The 19,964-nt window shown below is 59.3% G+C and carries 18 protein-coding genes; 9 read left to right on the forward strand and 9 right to left on the reverse strand.

The window, feature by feature from the left end; genetic code table 11:
- Positions 1-256: 256 nt before the first annotated feature.
- Together SH410x_RS08850 and SH410x_RS08855 are read right to left on the reverse strand one after the other, a co-directional pair.
- Complete coding sequence (locus tag SH410x_RS08850) at positions 257-1,414, reverse strand: glucuronyl esterase domain-containing protein (RefSeq protein WP_473676149.1); 1,158 nt, start codon at positions 1,412-1,414, stop codon at positions 257-259.
- Between the two features lie 242 nt (positions 1,415-1,656).
- Positions 1,657-2,283 (reverse strand): hypothetical protein, encoded by a 627-nt coding sequence (locus SH410x_RS08855; RefSeq protein ID WP_473676150.1) that lies wholly within the window; start codon positions 2,281-2,283, stop codon positions 1,657-1,659.
- A gap of 18 nt (positions 2,284-2,301) precedes the next feature.
- On the opposite strand from SH410x_RS08855, the gene SH410x_RS08860 reads away from it, so the two are divergent.
- A complete protein-coding gene (locus tag SH410x_RS08860; RefSeq protein ID WP_473676151.1) occupies positions 2,302-2,544 on the forward strand; it encodes a hypothetical protein in 243 nt (80 codons plus the stop codon).
- 116 nt (positions 2,545-2,660) lie between these two features.
- On the opposite strand, the gene SH410x_RS08865 is transcribed toward SH410x_RS08860, so the two are convergent.
- The 3 genes from SH410x_RS08865 to SH410x_RS08875 all read right to left on the reverse strand — a co-directional run bounded on the left by SH410x_RS08865 (position 2,661) and on the right by SH410x_RS08875 (position 4,705).
- Positions 2,661-2,924 carry a hypothetical protein gene (locus SH410x_RS08865; protein ID WP_473676152.1) on the reverse strand — a complete coding sequence of 88 codons (264 nt, stop codon included), beginning with the start codon at positions 2,922-2,924 and terminating at the stop codon, positions 2,661-2,663.
- 87 nt (positions 2,925-3,011) lie between these two features.
- Positions 3,012-3,467 (reverse strand): hypothetical protein, encoded by a 456-nt coding sequence (locus tag SH410x_RS08870; RefSeq protein ID WP_473676153.1) that lies wholly within the window; start codon positions 3,465-3,467, stop codon positions 3,012-3,014.
- Positions 3,468-4,579: 1,112 nt separating this feature from the next.
- Positions 4,580-4,705, reverse strand: coding sequence for a hypothetical protein (locus SH410x_RS08875; RefSeq protein WP_473676154.1), 126 nt, complete (start codon positions 4,703-4,705; stop codon positions 4,580-4,582).
- Between the two features lie 125 nt (positions 4,706-4,830).
- Here SH410x_RS08875 and SH410x_RS08880 point away from each other — a divergent pair, with 125 nt between their 5' ends.
- A complete protein-coding gene (locus SH410x_RS08880; protein WP_473676155.1) occupies positions 4,831-5,994 on the forward strand; it encodes a cytochrome P450 in 1,164 nt (387 codons plus the stop codon).
- A gap of 121 nt (positions 5,995-6,115) precedes the next feature.
- Here the strand turns inward: SH410x_RS08880 and SH410x_RS08885 are convergent, their stop codons facing one another.
- Together SH410x_RS08885 and SH410x_RS08890 are read right to left on the reverse strand one after the other, a co-directional pair.
- The gene (locus SH410x_RS08885) at positions 6,116-6,892 is read right to left on the reverse strand and encodes a YggS family pyridoxal phosphate-dependent enzyme (RefSeq protein WP_473676156.1); all 777 of its coding nucleotides are present in this window, start codon (positions 6,890-6,892) and stop codon (positions 6,116-6,118) included.
- Between the two features lie 6 nt (positions 6,893-6,898).
- Positions 6,899-8,863 (reverse strand): hypothetical protein, encoded by a 1,965-nt coding sequence (locus SH410x_RS08890; RefSeq protein WP_473676157.1) that lies wholly within the window; start codon positions 8,861-8,863, stop codon positions 6,899-6,901.
- A 101-nt stretch (positions 8,864-8,964) separates the two neighbouring features.
- Between SH410x_RS08890 and SH410x_RS08895 the strand changes: the two genes are divergently transcribed.
- The 3 genes from SH410x_RS08895 (at position 8,965) to SH410x_RS08905 (ending at position 12,821) form a co-directional block, all read left to right on the forward strand.
- A complete protein-coding gene (locus SH410x_RS08895) occupies positions 8,965-10,296 on the forward strand; it encodes a YdjY domain-containing protein (protein WP_473676158.1) in 1,332 nt (443 codons plus the stop codon).
- Complete coding sequence (locus SH410x_RS08900; protein WP_473676159.1) at positions 10,293-11,552, forward strand: 3-hydroxyacyl-CoA dehydrogenase family protein; 1,260 nt, start codon at positions 10,293-10,295, stop codon at positions 11,550-11,552. The genes SH410x_RS08895 and SH410x_RS08900 overlap by 4 nt, the downstream gene beginning before the upstream one ends.
- Positions 11,553-11,696: 144 nt before the next feature.
- Complete coding sequence (locus SH410x_RS08905; protein WP_473677276.1) at positions 11,697-12,821, forward strand: amidohydrolase family protein; 1,125 nt, start codon at positions 11,697-11,699, stop codon at positions 12,819-12,821.
- 195 nt (positions 12,822-13,016) lie between these two features.
- Here the strand turns inward: SH410x_RS08905 and SH410x_RS08910 are convergent, their stop codons facing one another.
- Positions 13,017-13,655, reverse strand: a complete 639-nt coding sequence (locus tag SH410x_RS08910) for a hypothetical protein (RefSeq protein WP_473676160.1) — start codon at positions 13,653-13,655, stop codon at positions 13,017-13,019.
- A gap of 136 nt (positions 13,656-13,791) precedes the next feature.
- On the opposite strand from SH410x_RS08910, the gene aroB reads away from it, so the two are divergent.
- From aroB to SH410x_RS08925, 3 genes are all read left to right on the forward strand, one after another.
- Positions 13,792-14,961 (forward strand): 3-dehydroquinate synthase, encoded by a 1,170-nt coding sequence (aroB, locus tag SH410x_RS08915; RefSeq protein ID WP_473677277.1) that lies wholly within the window; start codon positions 13,792-13,794, stop codon positions 14,959-14,961.
- 99 nt (positions 14,962-15,060) lie between these two features.
- Entirely contained in the window at positions 15,061-15,837 is a 777-nt protein-coding gene (locus SH410x_RS08920) for a carbonic anhydrase family protein (protein ID WP_473676161.1), read from the forward strand.
- A 167-nt stretch (positions 15,838-16,004) separates the two neighbouring features.
- Entirely contained in the window at positions 16,005-16,742 is a 738-nt protein-coding gene (locus SH410x_RS08925) for a class I SAM-dependent methyltransferase (protein WP_473676162.1), read from the forward strand.
- A gap of 6 nt (positions 16,743-16,748) precedes the next feature.
- Here the strand turns inward: SH410x_RS08925 and SH410x_RS08930 are convergent, their stop codons facing one another.
- The gene (locus SH410x_RS08930) at positions 16,749-17,576 is read right to left on the reverse strand and encodes an enoyl-ACP reductase FabI (protein ID WP_473677278.1); all 828 of its coding nucleotides are present in this window, start codon (positions 17,574-17,576) and stop codon (positions 16,749-16,751) included.
- Between the two features lie 400 nt (positions 17,577-17,976).
- On the opposite strand from SH410x_RS08930, the gene SH410x_RS08935 reads away from it, so the two are divergent.
- Positions 17,977-19,887, forward strand: coding sequence for a sigma-54 interaction domain-containing protein (locus SH410x_RS08935; RefSeq protein ID WP_473676163.1), 1,911 nt, complete (start codon positions 17,977-17,979; stop codon positions 19,885-19,887).
- Positions 19,888-19,964 lie beyond the last annotated feature (77 nt).

Raw genomic sequence — 19,964 nt, forward strand, 5'->3', positions numbered from 1 at the left:
GTGGTCGAACGCTCCGCGGTCGATGATTCCGACCGCGGAGCGTTCGGCCACTTATTTTCCGTTCGTTCCAAAGCATCACGTGAACAACAAGTGGCGAATTCTCCCGCAGCTAGTGCCGCCAGACGGTGGGATCCCACGCTCTGGCGAGCGTAGCTACGTCCGTTTTTCTTCACGCGATGCTAAGTGCTCTTTCAGTTGACGCCGCACAAGCGTCGGCACGGCGAATGAAACCCTACCTCCTCCGCCGTCCGAAGGGCTACCGATAGTCAAAGTAGGGTGTTGTGTCATTCGGGCGATTGCCGTACCAATGCCATTGAGCAAAGTCCAAGATCGAATTCCAATCTTCCTGGAGGAGATCATGGTCGCCGGCACGGAAGCAGAGCGAATTGCGGTCTTTCGCGCCTAGCAGGTCGAAGGCTGGCTGAGCGGCCTTGCTCGTGGCACGATTTCCGTCGGGGTTCGCCCACTGGTCATCGATTGCTTCGGTGCAAATGAGTGCTCGTGGAGCAACGAGAGCTTTTAGGAAATGTTGATCGAAGGGCAGCCGTGATTCGTGACCAGCGAATTGACGCAGCCGGGGGTGAAACCAATAGCCGAATCGATCTGGACGAGTGATCAATTCCAGGGTCTCGACATGCTTTCCCTGAATTCGAAAGCATCCCGCGCCACCGGCGCCAGAGCCGTTGGCTGCCACGAGGCTAAATCGCTCATCGAGCGCACCGGCCAACAGTGCCATTTTACCTCCTCGAGAATGGCCAACGATGCCGATGCGCGTCAAGTCAACATCATCGCGTGATTCGAGATAGTCCACGACACGCATGGCCCCCCAGGACCAAACGGCAAGGGTCGCCCAGTCGTATCCGGGGTAGGCCGCCTGTGCAGGACCGACCACGCTGGCTTCGTCCGGATCGAGATCTTCTCGTGCGAATTCCACAAACATGAACTCGCGTCCCACGACCAGCGGAACCTCTTCGGTATGTCCGAGTGCATGCTCTTCGCGAATGATCACAGGGAGTGGTTTATCCGTGTCGGGGCGATAGACAGCAATCCGAAACCGCACTTCCTCATGCTCCATCACCGAAAGAGTAATGCGTTCCTCGGTAATGTTGCTCTGCGGGATGGTCGAAATGCTGGTCGTCTCGGCAATCATGCCAGCAGGCCGTGGGGGCGAATGACCGTATGCATAGTACTCAAGCATCGCTTGCAGCTCGGTGCGCCGCCGCTGCCAATCTTGCTTCGTTGTCACAGGTTGTCCGTCCGCGAATTTCAGCAATTCAGGCAGCGATTCAACGATCGGAAGCCCCGGGAATAAACCCGGTTCCGCGTGGGGTTCCTCCGCACGCAGAGGAACGGACATCGCCAGTAGCGAGATCCATGACACAACGAGGGGGAGCAGAAAAGTTCGAGAGTTCATGCAATATACTTTTGATATTCAATCACAACGGGATGCTGCGGGACAGCGGGATACTGAGAGACAGAGTACTGCAACGAGGGAGACATTCGCGAACACTCACAGCTCCCCCAAACGATGCATCCTCTGCACGAATCGTATTCATCGCAGCTAGGCAATTACGAGTGGAAAATGCAGTGTGTCCCTCTACCATTTCTCTCAACGCCGAGAAGGACCACCATATTTCGCAGTGCATGAATGACAAATCAGTCTTCAAGCGTTGCATTTGCGAGTGCCTTCCCTGTCTGTTGAAAGACGAGGACGACGTCAGCGTCACGAAGCTGTCGCCCCAGCTGATTTACCGACTCCAAATACTTCTCCGCCGTCTCGGTATCTCCATTTTTCTGAGACTCGGTTGCTTTGTCGACGACCACCCACGCAAGCCCTTTGATATCTTCGACGCGGGCGATGAACAGCGTTTGAAGGCGTAATTTCTCGGAACGATTCAGTTCCTGAAATTCGGCTTCCGATAGTTGGAATTCTTCCAGCGAAGTCGATTCGATCCAATTGGCGGGAGCTTTGTGGACGAAGGTCTGAACTGCGGCTTCTGTATCGCCGGCCTCTGCAAGGACAAGAACGTCCCCCAATGGGCCAGCGCCGGCCGGATCGGCTTCAGCAGCGGTGGTTGCTGGGGATTGCGATTGCTCGCACCCTGAGCATACGGCGATTCCCATAAAGCTCACTAGCATGAGCAGGGCGGCGGATGTCCGGGGCGATGACTTAAGTAGAGACATTTTCGGTACTCCAAAACGAGTGATTGTGGGCGGCAAAGGGTGCTCTCTACATCGATGGCAGATAAACGGCGAGGCGTGGGCGCGCATCTTTTTGTCCATCCGGGGCCGATCGTGGGTATGTCCAGCAAAATGGATTTTGGAGGCATGGCGGTGGCTGCCGACATCAGCGATGTCGTCGCAGAACAAGGGCTGACCGCGGATGTCGCCAGCCCAAGGCATCTTTCGGCTTATCTGCGACCGGGACAGTCCTCGGCAAATTGCTTTCCTGCAGGGCTTGCGTCCGCTGCCCCCTCGGCGCAACGATCCAACCGCTGCGACATCCGCATCATAAAGATTTCGGCCGCCACCGCCATGCCTTGAAAATCCCATGCCCCTCGCTCACCAATACGAAACCCAGAGAAAAAACCCGAGATGTGCTCTGTCCCTCAGTCATCTGTCCCCGTCGCGATTTCGCCCAGCCAGCGACGAGCGACACGCTATTTAAACCGCTCGAAGAAGTGCTGTGTCCCTCGTACCGTCTTGTGCTGGCCATGCGATAGGACGGGCTCGTTTTCAGTTGGCTGGGGGGCCAGGGTTATTGCAAGGACGATGTAGCCGGAGAATCCCGCGATGCCAAAAAGAATCGGCAGCACGACAAAGGCAAATGGCGCAAATGCGGAAAGACGAGATTCGGCAGGTATCGACGGGGCGCTCTCGAGCGTGAGGTCGTCAGGTGGTCGATACGGATCGGGTTCAGGCATGATCTTCAGTCGAGGAACGTTCGACATGATCCCGGGCGCGAACGCGTCGCCACTTGCAAGCGGCGACGCCGCATCCCCCGGCCCGTGTCATTGATCGCTGCTTGGGTGCTGGTCGATGACTGGCTCAAGGACGCTGACAACGGGTGCATTGTCGACGCGGGACGCACCCCAAGCCATTGGTTCAATACTCCGCGCCGTCCAGAGGAAACCGGTGAAGCCCATGCTAAGCAATACAGCATGTGAATAAACGGACGTCCAGCGGCTACGGCTGCGAGCGAGACGAAAGACGACGAAAACATCCAAGGCAATGATCAGCAATACAAGAGGCGTGTACGCGGCAATGTAATTCGACATCAACGCAATCCGGTGAAACTCGGGTGTGAGCTTGGCTCCCACGGTCTTATAGAAGTCTTGGAACGAGAAATTTAACTGCACGAGTATCAGGTAAAGCATGCCAAAGGCGAGCAAGTGAACGATGGAGAGCGAACCTGCGCCAAGCAAACTTCCGTTGCGCTTCGTTCTGACGTCGGGCTGGTCATGCATGTCATTCATCCAAATACGAAGTGCGGGTGAGAACGGAGATTAGATCAGGTCGGGCAACGAGGGCGATGTGCGACTCGCAAACAATCGAAAAAACGGCCACCGCCGCGCCATCACCTTCGCATGGGCTATCCGCGACATTTGCGAACAACGGACATCAGATGGCATGCCCACAGACTCAGCACACCGCCAGCGAAAGCGAAAGGGTCATTGAAAAACGGTAATGATCCAAAACGGTCAGCCACGGCACCCGTTGAATCAACAACATTGAGCAGATGCGGTAAACAAAGTAGGCCTAGACCTGCGATCAGCATCGAAACCAGATGTCGAACAAGTAGCGCTCGATTGAATTCCACGGTGGAACTCTCCGTGCTGTTGCTTCTCGCTGGGTGATAGGGATTCAGGTCTACATCCTCATTCGAATAACGTTGGCCATCGACAAACCGCGACGAGCGACCCAGCCCTCGCCCAAACGCAGGATGCCATGTGCAGTGCGCCCCCCATGGACACGACCTTGTGGGGTGAGAGTTCCCTGTCCTTTGTTTCGGTTTCTTCCACGCGGCAGTATACCAAATGCAATCCAACAGACAGTCCGTTCGAGTTGGGGGCAACTGCGGCGAGGTGGCAGGCCGTGGAGAAGAAACCGGTGGAGATGATCGTTAAAACAGCAGTAACCACGTCGCTGGACGTCCTTTCGCCAACACTTCCCCGCTTACGAACCGAAACCTCATGCTGGTAGTAGGGCCAGAGCAGCCTGTCAAGCAAACCGCTGCCAGCAGTAAGATCCGCTCATCGGATCCGATGGTGAAGTCAAACCGCTCGAAGAAGTGCTGTGTCCCTCGTGCCGCGCGAAGAAGTGCTGTGTCCCTCGTACCGTAGCTCGAAGAAGTGCTGTGTCCCTCGTGCCGTATTGAAGAATTCAACGCAGAGTCGGTGAGCCGCAAGGACGCAGAGAAAACCCATCACGTCCGCTCCCCCTCCCTCTTCTCTGCGTCTCCCCGTCTCTCGCGTCTCTGCGTCAAGTTTCTTCACCAACCCCTCCCCATCGAGATTCCGCCCAGCCAGCGACGAGCGACGCGCGATTTGAACCGCTCGAAGAAGTGCTATGTCCCTCGTTAGGTCTCTCCGTAGGTCTGTTCGCTGGCACGGTCATCGAGCCCCAGGTGACTTGGGTGTTCACTGCGGACGATGTCGTTGCGTTGCTCCGCGACCACCTGCGGCGCAAGACGCCAGTTTGGCACCGGCTCATGGCCGATGGGGGCTCATGGCCGATGGGTGGCCCTCTTTTCGGCTTTGTATTGTGTACGTTAATATGCAGATTCTGTCAGGATCTTGAGACACACCATACTTACCGAGGAGCCAACCCATGAAGGCTGATTGGAATCCCAGAACGGAACTCGCCGCGCGTGACCAGGTATCGGTCTATGATGAGATGCGGCAGCGATGCCCGGTAGCGCACAGCGACCTGCTGGGTTGGTCGGTCTTTCGGCATGCTGATATCAAACGCATCCTGAACGACCACGAATCCTTCAGCAACGTGGTGTCGCAACATTTAACGGTTCCCGATGGGATGGACCCGCCGGAGCATCGCGTGTATCGCGATGCCATCGAGCCCTACTTTGCACCGGAGCGCGTCGAGCGATTTGGGCCGGTCTGTCGTCGCATCGCAGACGAGTTGATCGACCGTGCGTTCGTTGATGGTCGTGAAGTCGAAGTCGTTGACGAATTGGCAGCCTTATTCGCGGCCCGTGTCCAGTGTGCGTTTCTGGGATGGCCCGAAGGTCTATCGCCCCGTCTCATCGAATGGGTTGAGAACAATCAGCACGCCATCGGTGAATCCAATCGAACCGCGATGTCGCAACTGGCTCGCCAGTTCGAAGCCATTGTCGACGAACAGGTCGACCAACGAGTCCTGTCTGGTTCGGATGCCCATTCGGACGTCACGACATTGTTGATGAATGAGCGCGTCTTCGGACGCAAACTCAGCAGCGAAGAGCTGGCGAGTATCCTGCGGAACTGGACCGTTGGCGAGATTGGCACGATCTCCGCTTCCATTGGAATCCTGTTGCACCATCTCGCTCAAGATCCAAAGCTACAGGCCCAGCTGCGTAGCGACGTTGCGTTATTGCCAGCCGGCATTGATGATATCTTGCGGATCCACAATCCACTCGTTTCCAATCGCCGCGTCACGAAATGCCCAGTGCGAATCGGCGACCGCGATCTCGACACGGGCGAGAGGCTCACCCTGCACTGGATCTCGGCGAACCGCGATGAAGAGGCGTTCGATCATGCCAACGAAATCCACATCGATCGGGATCCAGCGAACAACCTACTCTACGGCGACGGCATTCACGCTTGCCCCGGTGCTGGTTTAGCGAGCCTGGAATTGCGTGTGTTCTTGGAATCTCTCTTTGAAAAGACCACGTGGATCGCGGCCCAGGCGGACTCGCCCGCTGTCCCCGCGTCCTATCCCGCCAGCGGATTCTCGTCACTGGTGATACGGCAAGTTCCGCAACCCCATCCTTCGTGAGCGGTCGATGCGTTTGGCAACCGATCGACGAAACAGCTATGGACATGCAATCCGCATAGGGGCGTATGGTCTGGCAGCCGGATACGTCTCATCTTGGATCCGCGTGGACCCTATCTGGATGCTATCGCAGTCCGTCGAACAGGCTCGAACCGATACGAACCATGGTTGCGCCTTCGGCAATCGCGGCGGTATAGTCACCGCTCATGCCCATCGAAAGTTCAGGTAGAGCAAGATTCGTCTGGTCGACCAGGGAATCGCGGAGTTCACGTAATCGCGAGAATTGAGGTCGGGCTTGTTGTGGGTCCGTGCCCCAGCCCGCCATGGCCATCAAGCCCACGATGCGCACGCCGTGGGGCTGTGACGAGTCATCTCTGGCGGCTAAGAAACGTGTTACTAGACCGAGCAACTCCGATGGTGGTAATCCTGTTTTGGCGGTGTCACCGCTGACGTTGACTTCCATCAATACATCAATATTCGCGGACTGCCGCTGTGCTTCGGCACTGACTTCGTCGAGCAATCGTTCGCTGTCGATCGAGTGCACCAGCGGCTTCACGGTGAGCAGACGGCGTACTTTGTTGCGTTGCAGATGGCCGATTTGGTGCCAGCGAATGTCCGCGGCGACGTCGGGCCGATGCTCAGCAAACCATCTGTTTTTTTGATCGAGTGCTTGCGGGCGGTTCTCGCCCAGATCGCGGCAGCCGGCGTCGACGAGCCAACTGGTAATCTCGGCATCCACGTATTTGGCGACACCCACGATGCGAACCTCGCTGGCACTGCGTCGAGCGGCTTCGGCAGCCTCGGCCACCTCTCGGCAGACGCGGTGCCAGTTATCCGCAATGCGCTGTTGCGCGTCCGTTGATGGGCAGGGTAGTTGCGTCGTGTCGATGGGATCCGTCATAGCCAATTATTCTCCTTCATCGACAGTCACGAGTTCTTCCATCCCACCGTCACCGGGATGGAAGCGCGCGGCGAAGAAATCAGCGATCAAATGTTTGCCTAAAATTGAGCGTGGTCCTCGACCGGACATGGAACGGTACAAGAACCAGTGCTCGCTGCCAACCTGGACGCGGAACGCGGCAGCGATCTGGCGTGGGATGATGGCGAGGTCCTCTGCGACGGTGAGTTGTCGCCAGGTGCGTTTCCGGCGGAAGCGACGACATTGGAAGTCCAACCACAGGGGAGAGTAAACGGCACCCGTGCCCGTGGTCGTGACGACCAGATGTTGATCTTCGGAAAGAAAAACATGGCAGTCAGACGGTCCGACTTTCCACTCGCTCGACGCCAGCGGCATCACCAGCGCGCGAGCTTTCTTGCCATCGCTTAAAACCAACTCGCGGGTTTCGGAATCCTCGACCACGTCGATCCCCGCCGCCAGGGGCAAGCGGCTGACACAGCGAATCTCGCGCCCGTCAATAACACGGCGTTTGCCGCCGTGCTGGTCGGCTCGCGCCGACGGCAGGACCGCATCGGACACCATCACGCAGCGGTCGTCGCGGACCAGCATCCATTGACGCTGCAGGACCACGCCGCCGCTGTAGGCTTGTTCCAGTTCAATCAGGTGCACATCGTCATCGGAGTATTCACAGGTGCACTCCCAACTGCCCGTGGGTTGTTGGAGTTCGCCCTCAACGTGGATCATCGTTTGATGGGTGCCCTTGAGCAGCGACCGGCGCCCGGCGGTGACTTCCACCTCGATATCCGCGCCCGAATAGTTGAGGAAGGTTCGTCCGCGCCGGACGTCCCATTCTGGCAACATGGCAACGACACCACTGGTTTCGCTGTGCCACATCGCTTCGGGCAGTGACACCTCCCACGCCAAACGGCCGCCAGAGTGACTCTGGCCGAGCGCGGCCGCCATCGCCGGTGCGAGCGTTTCGGGATCAAAGTCGCTCGCCGCCCGCATCAATCCATGCAGGTCCGGCGGCAACGCTTTTTCCTTCGCCGGGGATGACACGGACCTACGACCGTGAGCCTGTGAATCACACCGGCACGCGGCGGCATCAGCAACCGAAAAGGCCTGGGTCCCATCGTGTCGCGCCAGCACCGCCATCCAGGTCGCGAACTCAGCGGCAATCTCCCGTTCTCGTTTCGTCAATTTCCGGTTGGATGGTTTCCCGACCACGCCAATCATCCGCTGACAACGGACGAGGGAGGCCACGATCAGCCGCAGCTCGTGGGGGCGGACCAGCGACCGATCGATCGATTCGCCCTCGCCCTGCAGGAATGCTGATACGGCCTCGCGAGCGGCTAATGCGATCGCGGCGCAGGACGGCAGTGGAGCAAGTCGCCACGCCAGCGTCAGGCCAAGTTCACCGGCGAGCAGCAGGTGCAGCGGTGAGGTGGCATCGGATCGCAGGGATGCGTCGGCGCGGAGTTGCAGCAATTGCTCGCCGCACTGCCACCATGTTTCTGCGGGCAGGATCTCAGTGAGGGCCGGCATGGCTGCGGCCCACAACACCGCTTCGCTGGCCTCGATGCCGGTCATGGTGTCGCTGAAAACAGTGTCGATGAGTTGCCCAGCCCCGTCGGCGAGCCGTTCTCGCTCGGCGTCCGTCATTTTGCCGGTTGAGCTACCCGGATCGAGTGCCGCCAGTCGCGCAAGTTGCCGTTGCAGGTCCGTGGCTGGTCCCTGCATCGCGGTCGCTATCGCCCAGCGATAGATCGCAGCGCCACGAGTCTCGTCACCGAAGACACTCGCGGCCGATTGACTCGATAATGCGTCGCTGGTCAGCCCCCGCTTTAACGCGTCCCAGTGGGAAATGTCCAACGGCACGCCGAAATCGGGTTTGCTGGCGCCGTGTTTCGGGGCCGCAGGGGCTGATTTTTGCGTCTGTTTGCGTTTCTTGGGCGACGTGGGAGTCAATGTCATGGACCGATGGGCGGACAACAGGGATACTAGGGTGGTCAAGCAGTTTAACCGCCCGCCGATGGGAACCGAAGATGCAGAATTCAGATTTCACCAGACCTTCAATGTCTCGCCGCACTCCGATCGGTTCTCTCGTGATCTACACATGCATGTTGGTCGCGGCGGGGTGTCAGCAGCAGCCGAGTTCGCCCACGACGACGCCTGAGCCGAAACCGGCAGCGGTGGCGCGGGAGCAAAACGCCGACTCACCGGCAACCGAGACAGCGGCATCGGAGACAGCGGCATCGGAGACAGCGGCGAGTGACGCGACCCATGCGCCCGCCACGGCGACCGATTCGATTGACGGTAACAACACCGTACCACAGGAAAAACTGCGTCTAAAACCACCGCCAGCGACCGCGGAAAACGCAGGAACCCCGCCGCTTGCCCCCGTTGACGGCGGTTCTGAAACCGCAGGGCAAGCCACCGCGTCGCCGGATGAGGCCGAGGCGATGAGCGATGACGGCGTCGACGATTACGAGATCGATCCAGAGATTCTCGCTCATATCCAGGCTCAAGAGCGTGCGATACGGAAAATCGCGGACACCTATGCGGCACCTCCCGGCGCCAAACAGCTCGGTAAGCAGGCCGATCTGTGGATCGACATGAAAGCCAAACGAGTCTATATCGATGGCTATGTTGCGATGCGGCGGGGACCGCTCGAGATGTTTGCCTGTCCGGTTGGAACCAAAGAACACGAATCCGTGGTCGCCGTCTTCGCCAAGAGCAGCGAAGTCCACGCGGCGTTGCTGGCGATCGGTGCCCAGAGTGGCACGCCCGTACGATGGAACCCAGACTTCCTCCCTCCGACGGGGCAAACCATCACCGTGTGGGCGACGTGGCGCAGCCCCGAGCGGTCGACAGCACCGGAACCGGCCGACGACTCCGATCCCTCATCCGCCGCGGCAGAGTCGTCATCCGAGGCGGCAGAGTCCTCGTCCGAGCCGGCAGAGTCCTCGTCCGAGGCGACGGAATTCGTACCGGGTGACGAGTTCCATGTCGTTGACGCACGCAAGTGGGTTCGCAACATGAAAACCAAAGCCGAGCTGGCTGAACCGTGGGTCTTCGCCGGCAGCACGTTTTGGTCGGATCCCGAGGACAACATCGAGCACTATTCGGCGGATGCCGGTGACATGATCTGTGTCTCCAACTTCAGCTCGGCGATGCTCGACGTGCCTTTCAATAGCAGCGCCGACGCTGGCAATCTGTTGTTCGAACCCTTCAGTGAGAACATTCCCGAGCGTGGCACGCCGGTGCGATTGGTGCTCGTGCCGCAACCGATCCCGAGCGACACGCCGGCGCCGCCACTGCCTGTCGATCCAACAACGCCTCCTGATCAAGGCATGTTACCGATCGCCGGGAACGCTCAGGGCGACGCTTCGGATACCAACGAATGAGCGACACGGACCCGCAAACAAAGACGCCCGTGGATTACCGTGTCTTGCTCGTGGGGGCGGGTGTGGTCGGTCGTGCGATCGCCGTCGATCACCTGCGTGCGGGCGTGCCCGTGTGGCTTGCCGATCGCGAAGAGGAGGTGCTGCGTGAAAGCTGTGATCGTGTGCTGCAGCAGTGCGACAGCGTCGCGGATTCCGCCTCGCCCTGGGGAGTCCGCTTGCCCTTGCCCGTGGTGCATCTGAGCCCGTCGAATTTGAGCGACGGTCCAGCAAATACCCGACTTTCGGCAGCGGTACCGCGCTGGCTATTGATCGAGTCGATCGCCGAGCGGTTGGATGTCAAACAAGCCTTCTTTGCCGATGCGGAGAACTGGTTCGAGCGTGCGGCCGTGATGACGACGAATACCTCGACGCTCTCGATTGCATCGATCGCGGCCCAAATGCGTTGCCCGGAGCGTTTGTGCGGTTTGCACTTTTTCATGCCGGTCGTTGATCGCCCGGCCGCGGAGGTGATCCCGCACATGGCCAGCGTCCCTCTAGGGACAGATCCCGGGGGCAGCTCTGCGGACGTGATCGACGCCTGCCGCAGTCACGCTTTGGCGCTCAACAAAACACCCCTGCTGGTACGCGATGCTCCGGGCTTTGTCGTCAATCGTCTGCTGGCTCCCTACCTCAACCTGGCAATGGATCTGCTCTGTGGCGGTGTGTCTGCGGAGACCATTGAGCGGGCGGCACGGCAGTATGGGATGCCTCTTTCGCCGCTCGAGCTCGTTGATCTGATCGGTCCACGGACCGCGTTCGACGGCGGACGCGTCGTTTGGAGTGCGTTTCCAACTCGCATGGATCCCTCGCCTTTGCTGCCGGCGATGATCAAGTCCAAATTGTCCGGAGTTGCCGCTGGCGAAGGGTTCTATCAGTACGACGCAGGCGGAAATCGCCTTACAGAAAATCTGGCCGCTGGCGCGATGGACCTGGCGAGAAAATATCAACACGACGACTTTGCGAGTTTCCCCACCTCTCCGGAGCAGCAGACGAGTCTCGTCGCCGATCTGTTTGCCGCGGTGTTGCGACTCGAAGCGATCGCGATCGAGCGCGACGGTGTGGCCGATTCAGCAACGATTACGGCGGCCATGCGAGGTGGTTTACGATGGCAGGGCGACGATGTGGCCGCCGGGCCAACAACCTGCTTGAGCGTCGAGCGGGCCATCCAACTGGCAGACCAGTTTCCGAAAATCAAATCGATTCAACCTGAGAGCTAGTTCATGCAAGAATTTTGTACGAAGTTCATCGTCCACTGCCTGCTCGGTATCGCGGTCGCGATGTGGACAGCACCGATTCACGCCGCCGACGGCCGTGAACACGACGCGGCCGCCGAGGGGACGACGGCGAAGACAGGATCGGTGATGGAGTTACCTCTGGATGGTTGCGATGGTCGTGAGCTCTCGGTGCGCCGTTTCGACCCCGTGCCACAACTGAAGGTCAAGTCAACGCTGCTGACGCAGGCGAAGTTCCCGGTCGTGGATGTTCATACGCATCTTTTCTACCGGCTGCGTCAAAGCGAGCAGGCCCTCGAGGACTTCGTGGGCGAAATGGATCGCAATCACATTGCCGTCTGTGTTTCACTCGACGGCAAACTCGGCAGCCAACTCGACGAGCATTTAAAACAGCTTTGGAAACACCACCGTGATCGTTTTGTCGTCTTCGCCAACGTTGACTGGCAGGGCGACGGGGATGCCGATGCCCCCGCCACCTGGGCGTGTCAACGCCCCGGATTTGCCGAGCGAACCGCCGACCAACTCCGCGCCGCGGTGGCACAAGGCGTGTCGGGATTGAAACTGTTCAAACGCTTCGGACTGGGCTATCGCAACCCGGACGGATCACTGATTGAGATCGACGATGCCCGCTGGGATCCGATCTGGGCCGCCTGCGGGGAACTGGGCATCCCAATTATCATTCACACCAGCGATCCGGCGGCGTTTTTCGAGCCCATCGATGCAGCCAATGAACGCTGGGAAGAACTGTCGCGGCATCCGGACTGGAGCTTTTACGGTGATGAGTATCCCTCACGCGAAGAGCTTCTCAACGCTCGCAACCGCATCATCGCCCGGCATCCCAAGACACAGTTCATCGGTGCTCATATCGCCAACAACGCCGAGGACTTGGCCACCGTATCAAAATGGCTGGACGAATATCCGAATCTGTGGATTGAGCCCGCCTCACGGATCAGCGAATTGGGCCGGCAACCCTACACCTCGCGAGACTTCTTCATCCGCTACGCCGATCGTATTTTGTTCGGTACCGATGGGCCGTGGCCAGCAGAGCGACTGCATTACTACTGGCGTTTCTTGGAGACGCGAGACGAGTATTTTCCGTACAGCGAGAAATCGCCGCCGCCTCAAGGGCTGTGGCAGATCTACGGGATCGATTTACCCGACGAGGTCTTGAAAAAAGTCTATCACGAAAACGCCGCCCGCCTGATTCCAGGTGTCGCCGAGCGGGTGGAGAAGTGGCATCCGGCTCAACGGTGAGGGCACACGTTTCGCTGTTGACCAGCGGCCTCCCTCCCCGAACGGTGGAGCAGCCGTCGCATCACGGCAGGGGCGTCAGATCCAGGTTTGGGAACCAAGTCAAATGTCGTCGCCAATCCGCAGGCAATTCGCTGTCGTCAGGCCGCCGCAACGATCGCTCCGCGACGATCGGAGTCCGGTGCTCCGCAACGTTCCTTAGTCACGGTTGTCGTAGCTTTCTTGCTTGACATGCATCAGCAGCCCGATCTGGTACTTCAGTGCCGGCCGGACGCGATCGTTGACGCTGACCCGCTGCGACTGATCGGCGGGGCCGACGACGCCATGATTCAATTCCAAATCGATCTGGGCGATCGGAAACCGTTGCAGCGTCGGGTCGGAGAATTCCAGACGGACGCACTCGACGTCGTCAGTGGCTTTGCAAAACGCTTCCACTCCGCTGCTCGTTTCGGTTGACCAGTCGTAGTGCCGCGAGTCGAGGAGTGCCTTGCGCAGGTGCCCCAGCCCAGGAAACGCGGTCAGCTCGACGGGCTCGAAGTCGCTGCCCTCGCGGGGCAACAGCATCACATGGTCGCCGAGTTGGAGCGCCTTGATGGTCGGTGCTCCCCAAAAACGAGTGGTTTCGCCCAGTCGCGTTCGCCGCGCGTGGATGCTGGCAAAGGTAAAGATCGTCGCTCCGATTAAAATCGCGACCACCGCCACCCAGGCTCTCCGACCAAAATGAGCCCGCGGATCGTTGTACTTGTCCGCATGTGGATCGGGCTGGGATGGGTCGGGCGGAGACAAGGCATCCGCGGGCGTGGACGTCGTGGCGGGCGAGGGGGATGTCTCGGACAAGTTGGCTTCCGGCTGAGGAGAGGTTGGGGGCGACGGGATCGACCAGTTCGAGGCAGGTCGCTCGATCGGTAGGATCGAGGTTAGGATATGCGAAGATTCACTTCGTTCCTCTCGTTTTAGCATACTCGCCGTGTCTATCCCTCCCCGCTCTGAATCCGCTCATCCCGAAACACGCCCATCCGGCAGCACCTCCACGGACGCCGCCACCGAGATCACCGTCGAATTGGGACAGCGGAGCTATCCGATTTCGATCCAAAGTGGGGCGACATCCCGGCCGGACGAAACCGGTTTTGCCCTTCGCCTGCAGAAAGCACTGGGCGACTGCACCCACGTGATTTTGATCCAGGACGCGTCGATTGCCGCATCGGCGGGTCAATCGATCGCTCAGTCGCTGCCGATCAGCGGCATGCGGCTGAGCATCATCGAAGTGGCATCGGGTGAGACCAGCAAATCGACCGACCGACTCGCGGAACTTTGGGGCGAGTTGCTCGCCTGTGGGGCGGATCGTCGCAGCGTCGTGATTGCGGTCGGCGGCGGTGTGATCGGTGACTTGGCCGGCTTCGCCGCCGCCACATTCACCCGCGGGCTGCGCTTCGTCCAAGTTCCCACGACTCTGTTAGCAATGGTCGACAGCAGCGTGGGCGGCAAAACCGGGATCAACTTGCCCGGCGGTAAAAACATGGTCGGTGCGTTTTGGCAGCCGCATCTGGTGTGGATCGATACCGATTTCCTCAGCACGCTGCCGGCGCGCGAGTACGTCAGCGGGTTGGCCGAGGTGATCAAGTACGGAGTGATCGAAGACGCTGAGTTCTTCGAGTTTTTGGAATCCAACATCACTGCGATCGTCCAGCGCGATCCCGAGCCGACGCGGCATGCGATCGCGAGCAGCTGTCAATCGAAAGCGCGGGTGGTCGCCGATGATGAGCGTGAAACGACGGGGCGGCGGGCGATCTTGAACTACGGCCATACCTTCGCTCATGCGATCGAAGCGACCGCGGGCTACGGGGCGATGTTGCACGGGGAAGCGGTGGCCATTGGGATGCAGATGGCCGCGAGTCTCAGTATCGATCTCGGTCTCTGTGACCGCGAACTACTGACCCGGCAAACCGCACTGCTGGAGGCGGCTGAACTGCCGCGAAGTTGGCCTGACGCCGATCCGGCAAAGATGATTCCGGTCATGGCTCACGACAAAAAAGTCGCCCACGGCAAACTACGCTTCGTACTGCCCAAATCGATCGGCAGTGTCCAGCTCGTCGGTGACGTGCCACAGGATAAAGTCGTCGCTGCGATTGAGGCTTGGAACTGACCGATTTGCTTCGTTCTCTGAACTCACTACCGCGTGAACTTGGAGTATAGTAATGCTCCTTGGAGACGACGATCAATAAACACATTACGAGCCATCTGAATGACCCACAGACTCCACCGGCGATCAAGCCTACTCGCGATTGGATGCACGACCTGCCTGCTGTTTTCCGGCTGCTCGGAGAACCCGGCTGACGCCCTCCGTTCGGATGCCCCAGCGGCGGCCGCCAATCCCGATAGAGCCCCTCTTGTCGAACAAATTTTAACGGCAGCCGAACGCGATGAACTGACGCCGGACGATGTTCTGCAAACGTTAAAGGAGGGCAATCAACGATTTGTCGAGGGAACGCTGACCAGCCGAGATCACTCCCAACAGGTGCGTCAAGCAGCGCTCGGCCAATTCCCCAAGGCTGTCATCCTCTCCTGCCTCGATTCTCGCATTCCCGTTGAGGATGCGTTCGACCGCGGAATTGGCGACGTGTTCGTGGCACGGGTCGCTGGCAACTTCGAGAACACCGATATTCTCGGCAGCATGGAGTTTGGATGTAAGGTGTCCGGCTCCAAGCTCATCTTGGTCCTCGGCCATGAACATTGCGGGGCCATCAAAGGCGCGATCGATAACGTCGAACTCGGTAACATCACATCAATGCTCAAGAACATCTCGCCCGCGGTTGACCACTTTGCAGACTATGAAGGCGAGAAAACGAGCGAGAACGACGAGTTCGTACACATGGTTGCCGAGCAGAATGTGCTCATGACGATCGCGGGCATTCGAGAAAAGAGCCCCATCTTGGCTGAGATGGAATCCAACGGTGAAATCAAGATTGTGGGCGGAATCTACAACATGGACACCGGAACGGTCACGTTCATGGACGAGTGAGATGGACCGCCGGATGAGCCTGTATTTCTCTGTGGTGCAAATCGTCGGATTACAATGATCGCTCGGTCACGCCTCGATTTGTATCCTGAGGGGGTGCAAGCGGTTGGTCGATGCACCGCTGAGAGTCCCCTCCTTTCCTCTCCTTTCCCACAGCATGAGCTGCAATCATGAGACTTGCGAACGTTCTTTCAACCGGTTTATTAGTGACCCTCTTGCTGGCGGTCGGCGCCCGCTCGGCAATGGCGCAGGACACCGCGGTGACTCCCGCAATCGATCCCACCAAGGTGCCCGCTGGGATCAATGCGACGTTTCAGGACCCCGACCTGGACGTCGACGCGTGGCTGGCACGTTTCGAAGTTGAGAGCCGTGAAGTGTACGGTGCCCGCAAAGAAGTGCTGGCCGCGTGCGGCGTCAAACCGGGGGAGCGGATTGCCGACATCGGCGCAGGAACTGGCTTCTACAGCAGCTTGTTCGCTCGCACCACCGGTTGGGACGGCTGGGTGTATAGCGTCGACGTGGCGCCCAAGTTCCTGCAGCACATCGCCGCTCGGGCGACCGCCGATGGCGTCGAGAATCTGACACCGGTATTGGGAACGGACGTTTCGATCCGCCTGCCACCGGCGTCAGTCGACCTCGTATTCATCTGCGACACCTATCACCACTTCGAGCACTATGGCGAAATGTTGGCATCGATCAAGCGTGCCCTCAAACCGGGCGGGCGATTGGTCCTGATCGATTTCCATCGCATCCCCGGTGTGTCCCGTGAATTCCTGCTCGGCCACGTGCGTGCCGGCCAAGACGTCTTCCGCAGTGAAGTCGAAGCGGCCGGGCTGCAATTCATCGACGAAGTCAAAATCGACTCGTTCGAAGAGAACTACCTGCTGAGGTTTCGCAAACCCGAGTAACGCGAGTTAGTTGGCTTGCAATTTCTTGAGTTCGTCGAGTAGGCGGCCGGGGCTGCCCATGGCGTTGTAACCGCCATCGACGTGAAGGACTTCGCCGGTGATACCGGTGCTGTCATCGCTGAGTAGAAACGCACCCGTTCGCCCGACTTCTTCATGGGTCACGTTGCGGCCCAAGGGCGCCATGTGCTCGTACATTTTCAGCATATCTTCCACGCCTGCGGCGCGACCGGCGAGTGTCCGAATCGGGCCTGCCGAGAGGGCGTTGACGCGGACGTTGCGGGCGCCCATGTCGAAGGCGAGGTAGCGCATCGAGGCTTCCAGGGCGGCCTTGCAGACACCCATGACGTTGTACCCGGGGACACACTTTTCGCCACCGTAGTAGGTCATCGTCAGCACGGATCCACCGGGGGCGAGAATCGGCTCGGCCGCTGCGGTGACGGCCATCAGCGAGAACACGCTGGCTTCCATCGCGATCTTGAAACCATTGCGGGACGTGTGCAGCGTTTCCCGGCCCAGATCGTCGCGGTCGGCGAACGCGATCGAGTGCAGCAAGAAGTCAATCTTGCCAAATTTTTCCTTGGTGTGTTCCATGACGCTGCGGATATCGTCATCATTGTTGGCGTCCATCGGCAACAGGAACTCCGCACCTTCGTATTGGTCGGTGAGCTTGGCAACGCGGCGTCGATTTTTTTTCTTTTCGTCGTCTGGGCGGTCGGGCAAATGCGTGAATCCACACTTTCCGCCGCCCGCGAGAATTTGTTGAGCGATGGCCCAGGCGATCGAGTGATCGTTAGCGACACCGACAATAAGTCCTTTTTTTCCTTCAAATTGCATTTCCATCACCTTTTTGCGGCTAGATTGGGTCGAATTTTGCTGTGGGGGTGAACCATCATCGCCGGATGCGTGCGTACTCACAAGGCATCCTTGACTCTCCAACATGGAAAACGATGTGATCGGCGGCTCAACTCCACGCTCGACAGCTCATGGGGGCAGTTTGATACCCGAATCAACGCAGATGGAGAATCCGCGAGGAGTGGCTCCGACGTCTCACTCTGGGCCCACGGATCGATCGCCAGCTCGCCCGCTATCGGACCAGGCGATTGTTCACGAAATCATGCAGGAACTGCTCGGGTGGGTCCGGATGCCCTCTGCTTCTGCCCGCGGTGTCGGTGATCGCGTGGGGGCACGACCCGGCGGGGGACGAATGGATGGTCCACCAATGAGCGGTCCACCAATGAGCGGTCCACCAATGAGCGGGCCACCAATGGATGGGCTCAGTCGCACGGGCCCCGCTGCGGCGATTCGCTGCGGCGTCGTCTCGCAAAATGGTGGCGATTGGGTCACCGATTTCTGGATCGGCCAGGAGTGGCCATCGGCGCAGACGCTCGCCAGCGAGGCGATCGATCGCGGCGAGATGGTGGTCGATCGCGAGTTCTCAGCGGTTGCTCTGAACGGGCATTCATGGGGCCACGGGCATTCATGGGGCCACGACGACGTGTCGCTGGAGATGCCGAATATGGCATTGCTATTGTCGATTGGAACCGAGCCGGTGCCCGCAAAATGGCTCGCTGATTTAGCGCGAGTTTTCGGCCAGTGGTTCGTGCTGCGCCGCGACCGCCGCGACCATACGCGTCGATTGTGGCAATTGAGCAAAATGCTGCAAGCGGCGGCACTGTGGCAACAGGTCGATGACGATATGGCGTTGCTGGAATCGATCGCTCGCTGTGCCTGCGAAGTGCTCCTGTGCGAGCGGGCCACGATCTTCCTATGGGACAAAGCACAGCGTCGATTGATCGGTCGACCCGCGATCGGGATCGAGGGCGGGGTGCTCGAGGTCGATGACAGTGCGGGCATCGTTGGCGAGGTATTGCAATCGGGCAGTCCGCGTTGGTGGGCGGCCGGCGGCGACGACGAAGGGCGAGTGAATCGGCGCGTGGACCACGCTCAGAGCTTCCAGACGCGTTCCTTGGTGGCGGTGCCCATGTTCAATTCGCGAGATCAGATCGTGGGCGTGTTCGAGGGGATCAATGCGAGTCTCGATGGGGATCGCGGCTCAGCTTTTGACGTCGCGGACGCGAACACACTGTCAGAATTGGCGCGGCATGCGGTCGTTGCCATTGACTCGCAGCGAACGCGTGTCGAGCTGACCCGCACCCGGGACCGTTTGGTCACGCAGGCCGCCGAGTCAAATCCATTGATTGGCAATCATGAGTTGATCGTTGAGCTGCGAAAGCAAGTGGCGAAGGTGGCTGCGACCGAGTTGAGCGTCATGGTATTGGGGCAAAACGGCACCGGCAAAGAAGTGCTGGCGCAGCAGATCCACTATCAGAGTGAGCGGCGAAACGGCCCTTTTGTCGCGGTGAACTGTGCGGCACTCGTCGAATCATTGCTCGAAAGTGAACTGTTTGGTCACGAAAAGGGGGCCTACACCGATGCGTCGGGGACGCGGCAGGGCAAGTTTGAACTGGCTCACGGAGGCACGCTGTTCTTGGACGAGATCGGCGACATGAGCTTGGGCGGGCAAGCGAAGCTATTGCGCGTGCTCGAAGACCGCGTGGTGGTCCGTGTGGGTGGCTCGCAAGCGATACCCGTCGATACTCGCGTGATCGCGGCGACCAATCAACCGCTGCAGGAATTAATCGCGGCGAAGCGGTTTCGCGAAGACCTATTTTTCCGGCTCAGTGTCGTCTCCTTGACGCTGCCGCCGCTGGCGGGGCGGGGACCTGATGTGATTTTGCTGGCGGAACATTTTCTGACCCATTTTTGTCGCAAAATTGGACGGGCAGTTCCGACGCTCGATGACTCCGCATGCCGTACCCTGCTGGCTCACCCATGGCCGGGCAATGTCCGAGAACTGCGCAACACGATCGAACGGGTGTGTTACCTGAGCTCCGGTGACACGGTGGGCGAAGCGGATCTGATGCTGCGCGCAATCGCAGGGCCGCGTGGGAACGATGTCCCGACGCCAGGAGGCAACGCCGTCGTGGATTTGAACGAGGCCACCCGTGAGTTTCAGATCGCTCATATTGAATCGCTCATTGCCGATTGCGACGGCAACATGACGAAAGCAGCGCGGCGAATGGGGCTGCATCGCTCGAATCTCTATCGCAAAATGCGGCAGCTGGGAATGTCGACGTCGGAGTAAAAACGGCTCATCCGACGGCAGGGGGCGCGGCAGTACGGTGGACGTTTTTTGAAGGCATCGCTCGGGTATCCAATCTG

Source organism: Rhodopirellula sp. SH410 (assembly GCF_055811895.1).

Coding starts and splice junctions, on each gene's coding strand:
- SH410x_RS08850 (WP_473676149.1), bottom strand. CDS start 1,414: ATGAACTCTCGAACTTTTCTGCTCCCCCTCGTTGTGTCATGGATCTCG.
- SH410x_RS08855 (WP_473676150.1), bottom strand. CDS start 2,283: ATGGACAAAAAGATGCGCGCCCACGCCTCGCCGTTTATCTGCCATCGA.
- SH410x_RS08860 (WP_473676151.1), top strand. CDS start 2,302: ATGTCCAGCAAAATGGATTTTGGAGGCATGGCGGTGGCTGCCGACATC.
- SH410x_RS08865 (WP_473676152.1), bottom strand. CDS start 2,924: ATGCCTGAACCCGATCCGTATCGACCACCTGACGACCTCACGCTCGAG.
- SH410x_RS08870 (WP_473676153.1), bottom strand. CDS start 3,467: ATGCATGACCAGCCCGACGTCAGAACGAAGCGCAACGGAAGTTTGCTT.
- SH410x_RS08880 (WP_473676155.1), top strand. CDS start 4,831: ATGAAGGCTGATTGGAATCCCAGAACGGAACTCGCCGCGCGTGACCAG.
- SH410x_RS08885 (WP_473676156.1), bottom strand. CDS start 6,892: ATGACGGATCCCATCGACACGACGCAACTACCCTGCCCATCAACGGAC.
- SH410x_RS08890 (WP_473676157.1), bottom strand. CDS start 8,863: ATGACATTGACTCCCACGTCGCCCAAGAAACGCAAACAGACGCAAAAA.
- SH410x_RS08895 (WP_473676158.1), top strand. CDS start 8,965: ATGTCTCGCCGCACTCCGATCGGTTCTCTCGTGATCTACACATGCATG.
- SH410x_RS08900 (WP_473676159.1), top strand. CDS start 10,293: ATGAGCGACACGGACCCGCAAACAAAGACGCCCGTGGATTACCGTGTC.
- SH410x_RS08905 (WP_473677276.1), top strand. CDS start 11,697: ATGGAGTTACCTCTGGATGGTTGCGATGGTCGTGAGCTCTCGGTGCGC.
- SH410x_RS08920 (WP_473676161.1), top strand. CDS start 15,061: ATGACCCACAGACTCCACCGGCGATCAAGCCTACTCGCGATTGGATGC.
- SH410x_RS08925 (WP_473676162.1), top strand. CDS start 16,005: ATGAGACTTGCGAACGTTCTTTCAACCGGTTTATTAGTGACCCTCTTG.
- SH410x_RS08930 (WP_473677278.1), bottom strand. CDS start 17,576: ATGCAATTTGAAGGAAAAAAAGGACTTATTGTCGGTGTCGCTAACGAT.
- SH410x_RS08935 (WP_473676163.1), top strand. CDS start 17,977: ATGAGCGGTCCACCAATGAGCGGGCCACCAATGGATGGGCTCAGTCGC.